Source organism: Rhizobium lusitanum, assembly GCF_014189535.1.
In the GTDB taxonomy this organism is placed as follows: Bacteria; Pseudomonadota; Alphaproteobacteria; order Rhizobiales; family Rhizobiaceae; genus Rhizobium; species Rhizobium lusitanum_C.
In genome coordinates this window covers 172,298-189,130 of the sequence record NZ_CP050304.1, presented here as the reverse complement: position 1 = coordinate 189,130, position 16,833 = coordinate 172,298, and the positions used below count along the sequence as shown (strand labels likewise).

The 16,833-nt window shown below is 58.4% G+C and carries 14 protein-coding genes and 1 pseudogene; 4 read left to right on the top strand and 11 right to left on the bottom strand.

What is annotated here, in order from left to right:
- Together HB780_RS00990 and HB780_RS00985 are read right to left on the bottom strand one after the other, a co-directional pair.
- Entirely contained in the window at positions 1 to 996 is a 996-nt protein-coding gene (locus HB780_RS00990) for an ABC transporter permease (RefSeq protein WP_286202813.1), read from the bottom strand.
- Positions 993 to 2,477 (bottom strand): sugar ABC transporter ATP-binding protein, encoded by a 1,485-nt coding sequence (locus HB780_RS00985; protein WP_183685916.1) that lies wholly within the window; start codon positions 2,475 to 2,477, stop codon positions 993 to 995. Before HB780_RS00985 ends, HB780_RS00990 begins: the two co-directional genes overlap by 4 nt.
- 365 nt (positions 2,478 to 2,842) lie before the next feature.
- Between HB780_RS00985 and HB780_RS00980 the strand changes: the two genes are divergently transcribed.
- Positions 2,843 to 3,781 (top strand): helix-turn-helix domain-containing protein, encoded by a 939-nt coding sequence (locus HB780_RS00980; RefSeq protein WP_183685915.1) that lies wholly within the window; start codon positions 2,843 to 2,845, stop codon positions 3,779 to 3,781.
- A gap of 425 nt (positions 3,782 to 4,206) precedes the next feature.
- Here HB780_RS00980 and HB780_RS00975 read toward each other — a convergent pair whose 3' ends face one another.
- The 6 genes from HB780_RS00975 to HB780_RS00950 are packed head-to-tail and all read right to left on the bottom strand — an operon-like array spanning position 4,207 to position 10,436.
- Positions 4,207 to 5,895, bottom strand: coding sequence for a glycoside hydrolase family 3 protein (locus HB780_RS00975; RefSeq protein ID WP_183685913.1), 1,689 nt, complete (start codon positions 5,893 to 5,895; stop codon positions 4,207 to 4,209).
- A 3-nt stretch (positions 5,896 to 5,898) separates the two neighbouring features.
- On the bottom strand, positions 5,899 to 6,243 hold the full coding sequence (locus HB780_RS00970) for an EthD domain-containing protein (RefSeq protein WP_183685911.1): 345 nt from the start codon (positions 6,241 to 6,243) through the stop codon (positions 5,899 to 5,901).
- Positions 6,244 to 6,265: 22 nt separating this feature from the next.
- Entirely contained in the window at positions 6,266 to 7,354 is a 1,089-nt protein-coding gene (locus HB780_RS00965; protein WP_183685909.1) for an ABC transporter ATP-binding protein, read from the bottom strand.
- Positions 7,355 to 7,357: 3 nt separating this feature from the next.
- The gene (locus HB780_RS00960) at positions 7,358 to 8,254 is read right to left on the bottom strand and encodes a carbohydrate ABC transporter permease (RefSeq protein WP_183685908.1); all 897 of its coding nucleotides are present in this window, start codon (positions 8,252 to 8,254) and stop codon (positions 7,358 to 7,360) included.
- 2 nt (positions 8,255 to 8,256) lie between these two features.
- The gene (locus HB780_RS00955; protein ID WP_435693843.1) at positions 8,257 to 9,180 is read right to left on the bottom strand and encodes a carbohydrate ABC transporter permease; all 924 of its coding nucleotides are present in this window, start codon (positions 9,178 to 9,180) and stop codon (positions 8,257 to 8,259) included.
- Positions 9,181 to 9,200: 20 nt separating this feature from the next.
- Positions 9,201 to 10,436 (bottom strand): ABC transporter substrate-binding protein, encoded by a 1,236-nt coding sequence (locus tag HB780_RS00950; RefSeq protein WP_183685906.1) that lies wholly within the window; start codon positions 10,434 to 10,436, stop codon positions 9,201 to 9,203.
- Between the two features lie 394 nt (positions 10,437 to 10,830).
- Here HB780_RS00950 and HB780_RS00945 point away from each other — a divergent pair, with 394 nt between their 5' ends.
- The 3 genes and pseudogenes from HB780_RS00945 (at position 10,831) to HB780_RS00935 (ending at position 12,778) form a co-directional block, all read left to right on the top strand.
- Positions 10,831 to 11,403 carry a cytosine permease gene (locus HB780_RS00945; protein WP_183685904.1) on the top strand — a complete coding sequence of 191 codons (573 nt, stop codon included), beginning with the start codon at positions 10,831 to 10,833 and terminating at the stop codon, positions 11,401 to 11,403.
- A 157-nt stretch (positions 11,404 to 11,560) separates the two neighbouring features.
- Positions 11,561 to 11,935, top strand: a pseudogene (locus HB780_RS00940) (transposase); the annotation flags it as partial.
- 282 nt (positions 11,936 to 12,217) lie between these two features.
- Positions 12,218 to 12,778: a cysteine hydrolase family protein gene (locus HB780_RS00935; protein WP_183685900.1), complete on the top strand. Its 561-nt coding sequence runs from the start codon at positions 12,218 to 12,220 to the stop codon at positions 12,776 to 12,778.
- Between the two features lie 173 nt (positions 12,779 to 12,951).
- Here the strand turns inward: HB780_RS00935 and HB780_RS00930 are convergent, their stop codons facing one another.
- From HB780_RS00930 to HB780_RS00920, 3 genes are all read right to left on the bottom strand, one after another.
- Entirely contained in the window at positions 12,952 to 13,932 is a 981-nt protein-coding gene (locus HB780_RS00930) for a VOC family protein (protein WP_286202812.1), read from the bottom strand.
- Between the two features lie 127 nt (positions 13,933 to 14,059).
- Positions 14,060 to 15,703 carry a flavin-containing monooxygenase gene (locus tag HB780_RS00925; RefSeq protein WP_183685898.1) on the bottom strand — a complete coding sequence of 548 codons (1,644 nt, stop codon included), beginning with the start codon at positions 15,701 to 15,703 and terminating at the stop codon, positions 14,060 to 14,062.
- Between the two features lie 20 nt (positions 15,704 to 15,723).
- Positions 15,724 to 16,794: an alpha/beta hydrolase fold domain-containing protein gene (locus tag HB780_RS00920; protein WP_286202811.1), complete on the bottom strand. Its 1,071-nt coding sequence runs from the start codon at positions 16,792 to 16,794 to the stop codon at positions 15,724 to 15,726.
- Between the last annotated feature and the right edge of the window lie 39 nt (positions 16,795 to 16,833).

Here is a 16,833-nt window from a genome sequence, read left to right as displayed (position 1 = left end):
TCATTTCTTGCGGTTGCGGGTCAGGGCGGCGCCGGCCAACACGGACAGCAGGACGACCGCGCCTTTGACCATCAATTGCGTGTCGAAGGCGTAGCCCTTCAAAATCAGGATGTTGCCGACAATCGCCAGGAACAAAGCGCCGGTCGCGGCGTCGTAGATACGGCCCTGCCCTCCCGAGATTGAAACTCCGCCGACCAGCACTGCGGCGGTTGCGCTAAAATCGAGGTCGGCCCCGAGCGACAGATTTCCCTGAGCCGCCTGCGATGCGATCAAAGCGCCGGAAAGAGAGGCGGCGGCTCCGGCAAAGCAATAAGCCGCGGTTACGGCCGTCCCCGTCCGCAGGCCGGCAAACTCGGCCGCGACGGGATTGATCCCATTCAACTGCAGTTCACGGCCCACTCTCGTGCGAGAGAGCAGGAACTCGGCCGCCAGCAAGACGGCGACGAAGACGAGAACCTGGTTTGGAATACCGGGCAAGACATGGCCAACGCCCAGCCAGAGCGAAGTCCCGTCACCAGTGATCGTGCGCCCCGCGGAAAACCATGAGCCGATCCCCGTGATGATCGATGCAACGGCTATGGTCGAGATGATGGGATTGGCTCTAAGAAAACCAACGAGACAACCCTGTATCAACCCGCAGATGAGGCCGATCAGAACAGTCCCTGCAAGGGCAGCCGGAACGCCGTAGCCCAACAGGCTGGCGAAGACGATCGTGGAGACAGCCGTTGTGGCGCCGATCGACAGCATGAACAATTTTCCGCTGATGGTCACCAACGCCAGGCCGCAGGCGGCAATTCCAATGGCGGAGGCAGAGAACATTACCGCGCTGAGGTTCTGGACCGAGGCAAAACCCGGCACGGCAGCAGCGGCCACTGCAATCATGGCCAAGGTCGCGAACCGCACCGCCGTTGCTTGAATGCGTGTCGGAGCGAGCAGCCCGGAGAACCATTTCGCCCGCGTCATCTTTGCAATATCTGTCTTGACCGACATGCTCATGCTGCTTCCTTTTCAGGGCCGTGGAGGATGTCGTGAAGAATGCTTTCGCTTGTCAATCCGACGCGGGACGCGTCGCGAATGATTTTGCCCCTGAAGACCGTGATGACCCGGTCTGCGAACTCCAGAACTTCTTCGAGATCAGTCGAATAGAAGATGATCGACAGACCCGCGTCCGCCCTCCGGCGGAGGCGGTCGTAGATATCGGCTCTCGCACCGATATCGACCCCGCGCGTCGGTTCGTTGAGAAGCAGGACGTCCGGGGCCGGAGCAATCGCTTTGCCCAGAGCCACCTTCTGCTGATTGCCGCCACTCAGAACCGAGACGTTTTCCAGCGTTCGGCGGGGATCAATCGTGAGAGCTTCAGCCAGTTCCCGGGTGCGCTTTCGATCTCGCCTTCTTGAGATCACGCCTCCCCGGGAGAGATCGGCGAGGGAATGCGACGTCAGATTAACGCCGATAGGAGCATCGAGAAACACGCCTTTCGCGGCGCGGTCTTCCGGCACATAGGCTATTGCCTGTGACGCCGCATCCCGAATGGAGTACAGCTCTTCGAGCCGCCCGTCGATCCGCAGGGCGCCGGTGGTAAGAGGCGCCAGGCCGGCAAGCGATTTCAGGATGACGTCAGCGCCCGAGCCAAGCTGACCGACAATGGCCACGATCTCGCCTTCCGCGAAGGTGAGATCACAGGGCTCGTAGGCCCCCGCGACCTCGGCCTTTTCCAGGGCAAGTCGGCATTTGCCAGTTGCACGGACCGGCCGCTCCACGCCACGCTCGACATCGTGGCCGAGCATGGCGCGAACAAGTTCTGGCCCGGTCAGTGCGGCGGTATCGCGGGTGAAGATGTGCCGCCCACTCCTGAACACCGTGACGCGATCCGTTATTGCAAAAATTTCATCAAGCCGGTGGCTGATGATGACCATGGTCGTTCCGCCATCCTTCAGCTTGCGCATGACGGCGAAAACTTTTTCGATCTCTGCATCGGAAAGGGTGGCCGTAGGCTCGTCGAGCAGCAAGACCTTGGCGCCGCTCGCAAGGCCTCGGGCAATCTCCACCAACTGACGCTCCGCAAGGGAGAGACCGCCGGCACGTGACCATGGATCGACATGATCAAGTCCGACCGCGGAAAGATGGTGCTTCACCCGCGCAACATAACGCTTTCGCAGGTACAGCATGCTTTTGTCCTGCATTCCGATGACGATATTGTCGAGCACACTCAGATGCGGGAGGATGGACAGCTCTTGATGGACGATCGTGATGAGCGAGGGGTCAATTCGCCTGCCGAGCACGACGCCATGACCGTCTATCGTAAGTTCTCCGCTGCTCGGCTCAACGAGGCCACCCAGGATTTTGACGAGCGTGCTCTTGCCGGCGCCGTTTTCCCCGCAAAGGCCGTGAATTTCGCCCGCCACTAACTCAAAGCCAACATTGTCCAGAGCGAAAACGCCACCGTACTGCTTGGAAATGCCGGTCGCTATGAGCACTGACTGCCTTCCCATCGTCCGGGTCCTCGCTCGTTGGATACGTGAGCGAACCGTGTGGCCTCGCCAGCCATCGGTCCGCTTTCATGACGTATCCTATCCGGCGGGGAGTTCGGTGATTGCCTGTGGATGCCAAAGACTTGGCTTATCTTGCCAATCGGTAGCGATTGAAGCGTCGCAGGCGATCTGAGGCTTACAGCAACGTGCGTTGCGCGCGTCTCCGAGGCACACTTCTCGATTTAATGCCTTATTTTTTGGCAGACATATTGGGGAGATGGCTGAATTGGCAGATATTGCAGGTGGGTAGAAGGTCGGCATGAATATTGCTTACACCTACTATCATGTCGGCTTGTCAGGGAGAGAATGCGATGGAGTCTCCGTTTTCCACGCAGACCATGGGTCTGAAGGACAGGTTCGACTACTGGCATGAAGTCGTGTGCCGCAACTATGCGCATTGCTTGGGCTCGGTTGAAAACAAGGCTGATTTTAATGCCCGCACGGCAGTCCTGAACTTCGGCAGCGTCGAAATCAGCGACGTCATATCCTCGCCCATTCGATACGAACGACGCAAGCACGATCTCCGCTGTGGTCCTCGCGATGATATTTTTGTTTCCCTCATGGTGGAAGGCAGCGCCCAGTTCGAGCAGAATGGTAAGCAACAGGCGCATGAAACGGGTGACGTGCTGATCTACGATGCCGGCCGCCCGTATCTATATCATCACAAGCGCGCCTACCGTTCCATACTGCTTCGGATATCAAGACCGACAATCGAAGCCAGGCTTCCCAACGTGGACGACCTTGGTGGGGTGGTTTTGAAGGCCGGCGGGCCCCTTGGCCATCTGGTCGGGTCACTTATGCAGGAATCCTTCGAAATCGCCTCGAAGGCGGACGGCATCGACACCATGGAATTCAGCGGCCCAACGCTGGATATGATCGCCGCGGCGATTCGCCAGGCGGGCGGCAATCGCGTTCTTCATAATTCCACGCATTCGGCGCTACTGCAGCGCGTTCAAAGCTACATGAAGAGCAACCTCGCGGACGACTCGCTGACATTGGAGGCGATTGCGCGTGACCAAAACGTTTCGGTTCGCACTCTCAGCCGCTTGTTCGCCGAAACAGGATCCACGCCGATGGGCTGGCTTCAGGCGCAACGCCTGGCTTGGGCGTACACCGCCTTGACCGAACGAAAGATTTCCAGCGTCACCGAAGCTGCCTTCTCCGCAGGGTTCTGCGAACTTTCTCACTTTTCGAGAACGTTCAAGAAAGCGTATGGTCACAGCCCAAACAGTCTGCTGGCAAGGCATTGACGCGCCGCCGATTGCCGGCTTTTCATCGCGGCACACTCTTCAACAACATGGCCTGAACCGATGCCATTGCAGCACCGTCGAAAACGGCCATCTCCATCAAAAGGGGTCACGCCGCCACCGTGTCGCCTGCGGGACGGTCTGATGAACAACCTCGACAGATGCCGATGGCAACATTGACACGCTGAGTCCTGTATTGTCGTGCGTAGAATCATATAGAAACCGCCCGCCCACCTATTATACATTTTGGGAAAGTGTCGGTAACGGATGCATCTGGCATCGGCGCAAAAATCTGCCGCCAGCTTGCGGCACCGGCGCGCTATGGTGGCGATCGCCGCTCGGGACATGAGCGCTGCGAGGCTTTGGGCCGATGCTTAGTCCGGTTCCGGGGGCCACGGCGGGTTATATCAAACGTCAGAGAAACCTTATCAGTACCTCGCGTCTGGCAACCCGCAGAAAGCATCGACCGGGCTTACGCCCGAAAATGGCTCGGCACCGGTCAGCTTTCGCACGACCGCCTCCTGGGCAGCATCGATTGTCGTGTAGGCATTGATGTAGGTTGGAACACGCGGCGCGTCGAACAAATGATAGGGATGCCCGAAGGACACCATCACGGTCGGAATTTCATGCCAATACCGGTCCAGCGAATGTGGGAAGCCGCCGTGATCACGGTTCCAGTCGATGAAAATGCGCGAAAGTGTGAGCGCCGACTCCACGGCCAGCACATGAAGCACGAGATCGGCATTGTCCGGTGCCGGCGGTTGCGCCGGATCGAAATGCCGGACATCGAAGCCTGACGTCTTCAGCCCGTCTATGAGACCGTCAAGCTGCTTTGGAGGGCCGCTGATCGGATGTTCACGGGTTCCAGACGAAATGATGACGATACGACGATGCCTCTCAACGGTCAGAGGCAAGGTTCCAGTCGTGTCCTTCACCAGCGTGATGGCTTTTGCGGAAACCGCTCGGGCGGTTTCCCGGTGTTCATCGGTGTCAACCCTGGTTCGCACCGTATCCAGCGCCGGCAAGCGTTCATCGCGGCTTTTGCGGTGCAGCCCGAGAGCGGCCTTGAGGCCGAGGACCCGGGTGACCGCGTCTTCGACCCGCTGTTCCGTCAGAACCCCTTGCCGCATGCCCTGTTTCATCAAAGCCAGATCGGCATCAACGTCCTTCGAAAACAGGAAAACATCGCATCCGCTGGCGATGACGCGCGGCACCGCCGTGGCGCGATCCGTCCAGGATCCGAGCCCAGCCATTTCGGTCGCGTCGGAGACGATCAAACCATTAAAGCCGAGTTCGTCCCGCATCAGGCCGAAATTGAGCGCCGCCGATTGCGACGCGGGGGCATAACGCTCCACGCTGTCCGGGACGCCCAGCTTCTCAGCCCAGCTCGGTAGGGCGATATGGGCGGACATGACCGTCATGACGCCGGCATCGAAAGCCGCGCGGTAGATGCGCCCGAACGTGTCGTCCCATTCGCTTGTGGACAGCGGATTGATCGTCGTCACCAGATGCTGGTCGCGTGGATCGAACCCCTCCCCCGGCCAATGCTTCGCCGTGGCAGCAATGCCGCTCTCCTGCAATGCTCTGATGTGGGTCACTGCCTGGGCGATAATTGTTTCGATGTTCGACCCGTAGGAGCGGGTGCCGACAATTGCGCTGTGGATGTTCCTGCTGACATCCACCACCGGTGTGAAAGACCAGTTGAACCCCAGAGCCCGGCCTTCGCGCGCCAGGGCACGCACCAGCCGGTCAGAAAGCTCGAGATCGTCCGCCGCAGCCGTTGACAGCTGATTTGGCATCCGGCTCATACTGTAGGGACCGTGGCCGCCCGCCTCGAGATCGCCGGTGATCAGGAGGGGAACGGTTTCGAGTTCTAGTGCGCGGCGGGTTCCCTGCCATGCCTCCTCGATCCGGTTGCCGAAAAACCGGTGGATACCGCCGGGCTTTCGCGCCATCAGATGTTCGATCGGCCCGGGCTCGTCGCCGATCGTCAAATGAACGAAAAGCTGCTGCAGCTTTTCATCAAGGCTGAGGCGGGCAAGCAGCCCCTCGACCCAGACGATGGCTTCCGCATCGAGATTGAAGGGCGGCTTCGCCAGGCTGGAAAGGACGCTCATCGATCAAACCGGAAAGACAGTTCGACGATTTGCGGGCAGGGTCACCATCGTGTCGAAGTCGATGAAGGCTGCGCTGTCGGCGATCACTTCCGGAATGGCCCAGCAGGCTTCGGCCTCCTCCTTGCTGCCGAAGCTGTAGACCGAAATCGCATCAAAAGCCGGGCCGTCATCGGCGACGTATCGACCATCGGTCACAGTTGTATCGACGGGAAGGTGCTCATAGGAAATCAGTCCTTTGTCCTTGATCAGACTAATCATCAATGGCCCATGACTATCCCGGTAATAGGCAAGAAATTCGTCCAGCGGCAAGCCGGGCTTGCGCTTGAAGATGAAAGCGACAGTGTACATTGTCAGGATCTCCATTTTTCTATTAGACACGGTTTCCGTTGGCCTGGTCGAAGATGGACAGACGGTTTGGCCGGTAGAATACATCGAGGCTCTCACCGGAGGCCGGGGTGAAGCGACGTTCGCCGTCGATCCGCATAGAAGCGCCCTGTCCCAGCACCGTTCCCCAGATCAGCGTATCAGCGCCCATGGGCTCGTAAACGGATACCGCCAGCTTGCTCGCCTTGCGGCCTTCTGCGCTGTCAAGGCTCAGCTGCTCGGGCCTTATACCGAGCGTCACGGGCTGCCCATCGCCGGGCTTAACTGCAAAACCATATCCCGAGACATCGAGATCACCCTCATCTGTCGAAAACAGGATCGCATCGCCGGACACCTTCAGTTTGCCTTCGAGAAAACTCATGCCTGGCGAACCGACAAAACCGGCGACAAAACGGTTGACGGGCGTCTCGTAAACCTCGGCTGGTGACGCCAGTTGCTGGATCACGCCATTCTGCATGACCGCAATCCGGTCCGCCAGTGTCAGCGCTTCGATCTGGTCATGCGTTACATAGATCATGGTCGAGCCGAGGCTGGCATGCAGCTTCTTGAGTTCGACACGCAGTTCTGTGCGAAGCTTGGCATCAAGGTTAGAAAGCGGTTCATCGAACAGATAGACGCCCGCATCCCGGACGAGCGCGCGACCGATGGCGACGCGCTGGCGTTGGCCGCCGGACAGCTCCGATGGACGGCGCGCTATGAGGGGCTTGAGTTGAAGCATGCGCGCGGCGTCTTCGACGCGGCGCACGATCTCCGCTTTCGCAACCCCGGCCATCTGCAGGCCGAACGACATATTCTGCTCGACGGTCATCCGCGGATAAAGCGCGTAGGACTGGAACACCATGCCGATGCCGCGATCTTTCGGTTCGGCCCATGTCACATTCTTCTCGCCGATCCAGATCTGGCCCGCCGATACATCGAGAAGGCCAGCAATGGCGTTAAGCAACGTCGATTTGCCGCAACCCGACGATCCCAGTAGTACGAGGAACTCGCCCTTGGTGATCTCCAGATCGAGGTTTTTGATGACCTTGACCGGCCCAAAGGTGATATTGAGATTCTTGACGGAAACTTTGGACATGGATCAGCCTTTCACAGCGCCGGACGTGATACCGCGCACGAACCAGCGGCCCGAGAAGAAATAGACGACGAGAGGAAGCATCGCGGTGAGGATGGTCGCCGCCATATGGACGTTGTATTCTTTTGCGCCGCGCGCCGAATTGACGATATTGTTGAGTTGCACCGTCATCGGCAGATTGTCGCGACCGGCGAAAATCAGGCCGAACAGGAAGTCGTTCCACACGCCCGTCACTTGCAGGATGACGGCCACGATGATGATCGGGGCCGACATCGGCAGCATGAGTTTCCAGAAGATTGTCCAGAAATTTCCACCGTCAATGCGCGCGGCCTTGAAGAGGTCCAGCGGCAAGGCCGCATAGTAGTTGCGAAACAACAGGACCATGATCGGCATCGCGAAGACCGTATGGACGGTGACGATGCCCCCGAGGTTTCCGTACAGACCGGTGGCCGCAAGTGAGCGCACGAGCGGATAGATGAACACCTGATAGGGCACGAACATGCCAAGAAGCAGCCCGCCAAACAGGATGTTTCCGCCCTTTGGACGCCAGAACGACAAGGCGTATCCCGTGACCGAACCGAGCGCGATGGGGAGTATTGTGCTGGGAACGAGGATCCTGATCGAGTTGAGGAAACCTGCCTGCACGCCCTCGCAGCTCAGGCCGGTACAGGCGCTGGACCAGGCAGTCTTCCAGGCCTCCACCGAGGGAGAGGCTGGCCAGGCAAAGATCGAACCTTGGCGAACCTCGTCCATGCTCTTCAGCGACGTTGCGATCATCACGTAGAGCGGGAAGAGAAAGACTGCGGCAGAAACAATCAGGAAGACGTAGAGACCGATACGCGCAGCGTCGATCTGTCGTGGGCGCGCGCCACTGGCATGTTCGGGAAAGATGTCTTTCGCCATGGTCAGACTGCCTTGCGTTTCTTTTGATAGGACTGGAAGTAGAGCCAGGGAGCGAGCATTGCGATCACGCTCACCAGCATGACGGTGGACGCGGCGGTGGCAAGACCGAGGTTTTGACGCCCGAAGAGATAGTCCATGACGAACTTCGCCGGCATCTCCGTAGCCGCTCCAGGCCCGCCGCCGGTCAGCGCCACGACGAGATCGTAGGCCTTGACGACACCAAGAGCGAGCAGCACGACGGCCGAGGCGATCGTCGGTGTGAGGATCGGCAGCACGATCCGCAAATAGTAGTGCACCGGCGAGATACCATCGATCTTCGCCGCCTTCCAAAGGTCTCCGTCCACACCACGCAGGCCGGCCAGCAGCAGCGCCATGACAAGACCCGCGCCCTGCCAGATCCCCGCGATGACCATGACGAAGATCGCCCTGTCCGGTCTGACCAACCAGTCGAAGGTGAAGGTTTCCCAGCCAAATCCTTGAACGGCGTGCTGCAATCCGAGCGTCGGATTGAGGATCCACTGCCAGACAAGGCCGGTCACGATAAAGGAAACCGCGTAGGGATAGAGGAATACGGTGCGGAAGACCCCTTCGGCCTTTATCTTTTGGTCGAGAAGCACCGCCAGAACGAACCCGACGACGAGGCATCCGCCAATGAACAGGACGCCGAACACCAGCATATTCTGCAAGGATTGCAACCATCGCAGCGACGTGAAAAGGCGGGCATACTGGTCGAGGCCGACAAATGTGTTGATCGGAACGACCTTGGAGTTGGTGAACGAGATCTGGACAGTCCAGATCACCGTGCCGACATAGGCGACAATCAGAATGATCCAGGCGGGCGCGAGGGCGATATGCGCGCCAATACCAGTGAGCGGTTTCTTCAACGGGCCAATCCTTCCTGAATGAAAATCCTGCGCGTCCCTCATGGAAAGGGCTCGAAGACTCGCTACCGGAGCGAGGAAAATGCGTCCTGCAACTGGCCGATCAGATCGTCTCCGGACGCCGATGTATCGACCCAGAAGTTTCCGAGTACATCGGCGATCGACCCCGCTGCATCGGGTGACAGAAGCACAGGATAGCCCGGCACGCTGGAATGTGCCGCCTCCTGGTCCAAGGCGATTTGAGCGCAGGTGTCGAACTTGGCGCCTTCGACATCGGTGCGGACGGGCAACGATCCCTTCGTCTCGCTGTATGCGAGCTGGACAGCCGGCGTAGTAACCACTTCAGCGAGAAGCTTCTGGGCGGCAACCGTGTCCGCGTTCGTATTCGCCGGGAATGCGAAGACATCGCCGCTGATCGAGACCGGAGAATTATCGAGGCCGACGGTACACAGGACGTCCTTGCCCGGCACTTTACCGGCAGCGAGAATTTCGCCCTTTGCCCAATCTCCCATCAACTGGAAGGCGGCCTCGCCACGGATGATCATGGAGTTGGAAGCGTTCCACTCACGCCCTGAAACTCCGGGATCTGAATAGTCACGCAGCCGGGCGAAAATCTCGACGGCTTTCCTGAATTGGGGCATATCGAAAACAGTCGGATCCATCATGTGGAACTTCGTGTAGGCGTCCGCGCTTTGGGTTGCCAGAACGTTGCCGAAGGTCATCAGATACCAGTACCACATTCCGGACTGGGCAAATGGAATGATGCCCGCCTGCTTGAGCTTGTCGCCGGCAGCAAAAAACTCGTCCCACGTTTTGGGTGGCTCGGTGACGCCAATCTTGGCAAGAGCAATCGGGGAAGACCAAAGGTAATTGTTGACCCCAAGATTGATTGGCGCGCCGTAGATGTGTCCGTCGCGTGTGATCGCGCTGAGGATCGCAGCCGGCATGTTTGCCTTCCACTTTCCGGACGCGGCGACATCGTCGAGGTTGGTGATCTGCCCGTTGGCGACAAGATCATCAATGTCTTTAACGGAATTATAGACCACCGCAGCGGGCGGATCGCCGGCTTGTATGCGGGTAGCTGCCGCCGCCTTTGCAGCGTCTGTGCCCGCCACGGCGGCATCGACCCATTCCCCGCCGGCCGCCTTGAACGCGTCGGCAATGACCTTGATCGACTTTGCTTCGGATGCCGAAGTCCACCAGTGGATGACATCGGCTCGTTTCAGATCTTGAGCGGACGCCTGCGACATCAGCAAACCCGAACTGCACAGCAAGAGTTGAGCAAGGATGAGCGTCCTCATGAAGGGTTCTCCTAATGACGGTATGTTCGATGTGACCAAGCTTTAGCATCTGACTAAGCGCTTTCCTCGCCCGGTGCTGGTCTCTCCGTGCCAATCGTTTGCTCGAAGTTGCCAATCACGCTCCGTCCATCAAATGGTCCGGGGCAGTCCATTCAATTGGCCAGCCGTCGCAGAACGGGACGACATGAGACTGCACTGCGCACTGAGCCAGCAGCACGTATGGTGCGCGCCCGTGCACGATCCCCGTGGGCCAAAAATGGCCACCTGTGACAAGGATACGGCAAGCAAAGACGAGCACAGACAGAAAACGAGCCCTACTCTCCCCGGCGTCACATCGATGACCAATCACGAATTCAATTTTTGATGTCCGGATTCGGCATCCACAAGGGGGGAAATGGAAAACCAAGATCTTGTCGAAGCGCGCTCCTTCGACTTCGTTCCGGAAGCTGAACGACACGGCAATCTTCGATCACAATTCCAACTGTGGTTCATGATAAATGCGACGCTGATTACACTTTATACCGGAGCTGTCGGCCCGCTCTATGGCCTGGATTTTGTGTGGGCTCTGGTTGCGGTCGTCGTGGGAAGTACATGCGGCACAATGTTTCAGGCTGTTCACGGCGCCCAGGGGCCGCGCATGGACCTGCCCCAGATGATCCAATCCCGTGTACAGTTCGGTTTCGCCATCTTCTTCATTCAAACTGGCGCGCAAGCCATGGTGGATGTTACCGGAATGGAACAAGGGACACTGTTTCAGAGTGTCCTCGGCGTCGTTGCAATGGTGGTGGCAATCGTCGGCTACAAACTGGTTCTGAAGTTCGAGAAGCTTGCCTCCTATGCTACGTTGATTAACTTCATTTTCTTGACGGTCGCAGCGGGCATGATGCTCCCCATAGGCACCATGCTATCGGATCATCAGCCAACCACAAACTGGCCAGGACGCAGTGTACTGACGGCGCTCTGTTGATTTCTGCTCAGAATTCACCCAGTTTTTCATTTCGTCACAACCCTGAATGCGGCTTGAGATTGATTGCTTTTCATTCGGTTGGGCAGAACAGCCGGGTCAGCACCAAATGGTAAAACAGCATAAGCATAACGTCGCTCGCCGTTATCGCATCGGCAAGATGAAATTCAAGGTGACGAACTGGCGGGAGTATGAAGCGGGGTCTTCGCCAAGACGCACGACACGCGGCGGCCAACCGCGCTATTCGGATCTTGCCATCGAGGCCACCTTGACGCTCGGCATGGCGTTTGGGTTGTCGCTCCGAAAGGGTGAAGGATTGCTGGGCTTGGTGACTAAGCTCATGGGATTGGAGCTTCCCATGCCCGACCACAAGACCCTCAGCCAGTGGGCAAGAGCCTGGATGCGACCCGCCAAAGGCAGTGACCGTCAGCTTATCGCAGATAGGGGCCTTCAAGTTCTGGTTGAAGGCGCCGGGTTAAAGATCGATGGCGCGGGCCAATGGCGGGTAGAAAGGCACGGTGTCAAGGCCCGGCGTGGCGAGATCATTACCCGCTCAACAGACGGAGGCTGCGATCGACGTCGCCATCTTTAACCGAATGCTCATCTGTGCACGCCAGAAATTCGTCCGCTGCAGGAGACAAAATGACAAACGTCATCAAAGACTGAATTGCGCCCGCATACCGATCGGCGTACCAACTCCGTTTGCCACAGAAACCCCTCGCTCAAATTGGGTAGACCAGTTAGCCTCCAATGGCAGCCAAGTCGCGGCTCGCCCTGAATTCATAATTCTCGAAGCTATCCTATTTTGGAGTTTAAAATGACCCTCCGCGCGATCGGGATCGACACCGCCCTTGTTATCATCGACCTACAGCAGGGCACGGCAAAGAATCCCTTCATTCATCCAATCGCCGGTGTGATCGAGAACGCCTCGAAGTTGGTCACGGTGTTTCGCCGCCATCAGCTCCCTGTCGTGTTCGTCACCTTTCGTCCAAATGCGCGTCCAAGCCGAAACGGCAGCGTTAAAACGGAAGGCCAAGAGGCGCCGGTTGATTTTCTCTCGCCGCTTCCCGGATTACATCCGGTCCCCGGAGACATCCTGATCGAGAAGACAACTTGGAGCGGTTTTGCGGGCACGGAACTCGATCCCATCCTGAAGGAACGCGGCATTACACGCTTGGTGCTTGTCGGGGTTGCAACAAGTATAGGCATCGAGTCCTCCGCCCGGGCGGCTTATGACCTCGGTTACGGCCTCGTCGTCGTATCTGATGCAATAACCGATCTACGTCGGGAGACCCATGACAACAGCCTTGAACGTGTCTTTCCCATACTCGCCGAAATCGGCTTGACCGTAGACGTCATCGGCGCTTTTGAAGACTAGCCGCCTCATAGGCCTGCTGTTGTCTCGTGAGACATACGCATTTGAAAATCTCAGCGCTCAAGCATCCCTTCTCCCCGTGATGGTCGTCAGCTGGGGCTGACGGAGCAACGTCAGCCATTTTTGCGCCGGTTCCTATTGATCACCACCCTGCGGATTAGGCGCCGCATTTCTGCCTACGCTTGCATGTTGTCGCCACCTCGTCGCGGATCGCCTGGCCGGAGCGAAGTTGTGAATCCCCATGGAATACCGAGGCTGGTGGCTGGGTCTGTGACGATCACGTCTTTGGACCGTACCTGGATGCCCACACCCTCTGCCGCCAGGTGATGCGCGACGCGGTCGAGATCCTTTACCTTCCAGGTGATGGAATGGTAGGAATCGTTTGGCTCTGGTGCCTCCAGGTCAGCGTGCCTAAGCGTCCTGACATCGGGCACCGCATATTCCAGCAGGCCATCGGCAAGTGCGACAAACGTGCTCGTAGTACCCAGCACGTTGTTGCGCCCCTGGTGCAAGACCACCCCGCCAAGGGTGTCCACGACAAAGTTGAGTGCCCGCTCAGGACGGCTTGTCAGGATCGTGTGGTGGGAGCAATGCTCGATGCCGAGGGGGTCATTGTCGTCGACAGGCGGGAGAATCCAACCAGGCGTCGCCCGGGGATCGATAGGAAACGGCGTTCCTTCGCGGAAAAACTGGTACTGCAACCCGGCGTCCGCCGGCACCGTGAAGAAAACCACGACGCCTCCTCCCGGCGACAATGGCGGATCGTCACCATCTGCGATTTCGTCCGACAGGTTCATGGAACGAATGCCATGGCGACGAAGATCACCGTACAACTCGACCATCCCGTCGACGTACCAGCCGAGCCCCTTGAGGGTCGGCACCTGCACCGCGGGATAGCGTTGAAAACCGGATACGAAGTGCCGTTTGGGATCGATGGAGTCAAACAGCACGTCCCGCACGACGGTGAAAGTCGAATAGTCGGTGGGGTAGGCGGGAGTCGATGGCAGCATCACCTCCAGGGACGTACTCTTGCGCCCAAAAACGCGCTCGAACCATCGTTCGGCTTCCGGAATGTCCGGTACGTGAATAGTGGGGTGGAATAGTCTGGCTACCCGGAATTCGCGGGCACCCAAATTGGCTCTTGTTGTCATCACCATACCCATCCTCCTATCGACGCAGTTCTAACGGCCGACGCGGAAACCGCACCACTATGCATGGCAGTATGGGTTCCCATCATCGTCCATTGTCCTCTCTGGCCTGACCAACCTGTCTTTCCTGCCGGCGCTACGCGGAAACGGCGGCAGCCGTCACAGTCGACATGGCAAACGTATTGAACTTGCTCTCGCGGCTCTTGGCCATGACCTGGAAGAGCATTCCTCGCCCCGCCGGGTTAAGAAGGAACTTGCGTGGCTTGCCTGGAATGTTGGAGCCAAAAAAGTAACTGTGCTCCGGGGAAAAAGGAGTGTAGGTGGCTAGACTGTTGATCATGTTACTCCACTCGTCCTCCGCATCCTGGGTGGGTTCCACCACGGTGTAGCCGTGTTCGCGCATGTGGCGGAGAAGCTCCATGATGAAGTCGATCTGATCGCCGTTGTAGCGGGGGTTGTTTGCGGCAGCACCATGTGGACCGCCAGGAAAGAAGAGGTTCGGGAACCCGGCGGCCTGGATACCGAGAAATGTGCTCGGGCCATCCTTCCAGGCCTCTTCCAGTGCGACTCCGTTGCGTCCGCGAATGCCCATGCTGTGTAGCGCGCGAGCGAAATCGAAGCCGGTCGCCCAGACGATGATGTCAAACTCCTCCAACCCTGCCGCCGTCTCGATGCCAGTTTGCGTCACGCGCAACATCGGGGTCTCATCAAGGGAGACAAGGGAAACATTGGGCTTGTTGAACGCCTCATAAAATCCGGTCGCGTACGGAGGGCGTTTCTGGGCGTATGTATGATCCTTCGGGATGAGCTTGTCTGCAGTTGCTGGGTCTTTGATGATGCTGCGAATCTTGCCGGCGAGGAACTCTGAGAACTCTTTCCTGAGATCGGGGTTCGTAAAGAAATCAGTGTAATTGGCGGTCATCTTCGAGAAACCAGGACTAGCCCAAAGCTTTTCGAAGAAGGCAACGCGCTCGTGCTTGTTGTCATCGGTGGAGGCACGGTCGTTCGGTTCGTGCAGGAAGCCGCTGATGCTGGTATCGAGCTTTTGCTTGATTGCCTGGTAGTTGGCCCGAAGCTCTTCCTGCTCTTCAATCGTGATTGGCCGGTTGTTAAGCGGGGTGCACCAGTTGGGCGAGCGCTGGTAGACCGTCAGTGAGGCCACCTCGTCGGCGATTGCTGGGATGACCTGAATGCCACTCGAGCCGGTCCCGACGACAGCGACACGCTTGCCCTTGAAATCGACGGGCGCAAAAGGCCAAAGCCCTGTGTGATAGGATTCCCCGATAAAGTCATCGCGCCCGGGCACGGCGGGGAAGAACGGCACCGAAAGCACGCCCGTGGCCGCGACGAGATACCTCGTGATATGCGTGCTGCCATCGCTTGTCTTGACGGTGTACGTGCCAGTTTCCTCGTCGAACACCGCGGAGGTGACCTTGGCACCGAAGCGAACATGTTGACGCAACTCGAACCGGTCCGCGACATGGTTGAGATAGCGTTCGATCTCGGGTTGCCCGGCGAAATGCTCCGTCCACCGCCAGTCTTCAAAGAGCTCCTTGGAGAATAAATAGGCGTATGTGTAGCTCTCCGAATCGAACCTGGCCTCGGGGTAGCGGTTCCAGAACCACGTGCCCCCGATGCCATCGCCTGCCTCGACCACTATCGCCCTGAAGCCCGCCTGGCGCGCGCAATATAGCTGGTAGAGGCCCGTGATGCCCGCCCCGACAATCAGCATGTCAACATCGATCGGGTGAGGTTTTTCCTGGATGGCGGATTTTTGCATGACGTTTTTCCTTTCAGCGATCAAAGCGAATACGCAAAACCGGCAATGTCACCGAGCGTCGCGTGATACACATCCGGGATTGCCTTCATAAAGTTGATCTCGGCAGCGTGACATGTGCCGTTGACCGTTCTGGCTCTTGACTGCACGCCGGCAGCCTGGAGTTTCCGGTAATAGCCAAGGCCTTCATCGCGGAATGGGTCGAGTTCATTTACCGAAACGACATGGGGAGGCAGTCCTTCGAGATCGGATTTGCTGGCGTGGTAGGGCCACGCCAACGGATTGTCAGCGTTCTCTGCGTTGGGGTCGTAGGCAATCGCGGTCGCGGCCACGACAGCAAGGGGAGTGTACAGCCCGTCATTTTCGTAGAGTGATTGCAGAGCGGGCGACTTCTGGACATAAGCGTTGGAGATGTACGGGCAAAGGGCGTACACGCCATCAATCTGAGGCAGCCGTCCCTCCCTCTTGGCCTTGAGTGTGGCCGCCAGGCCAAGGTTAGCTCCACCTGAGTCACCAGAAATGACAAGCTTGGAGATACCGAGCTTCCCTTTGTTCTCGTTCACCCAACGAAGCGCGGATGTGACATCGTTAAGTCCGGCGGGGAAAGGATGCGCACCAAGCCTGCCGGCGGCGTTGCGAAACTCAACTCCTATGACCACCAGTTTCCTGGTGGCTAGATCGTTGCGCCACCGGGTGTAGAGCGGCCCTTCGGCGTCAAGAATGCACATTCCGCCGCCATGCAGGTGCAGCACGCCCGGGATCGGACCGTCGGTATTATCCGGCCGGTGGATGTAAAGCGTGATCTCGTTTCCATCCACGCCAGTCGTCTTCGCGACGCTGGTCGTCACACCCTCCACCGGCGGTATGCCAGCGACCGAGGCTTCAAAGAATGCCACGGACCCTGCCTCGGCCGCACTGAGGTACTGGAGGATACCCTCAAGTGGCGTATTTGCGTCGATATAGACCGGCGGCTCGCCGCCCATTTGAGCCGCGTCCAAAGCGGCGACGAGGCGCCGGTCGGCGCGCGGGTCGTCCCTGATTACCAGATCAGGGTTTCCAAGCTTGCCGGGGAGATGCAGTTGAGTGTTTTCCACGTTGTCATCCTCTCGATAGGTTCTCGTTGCGTATTCAGG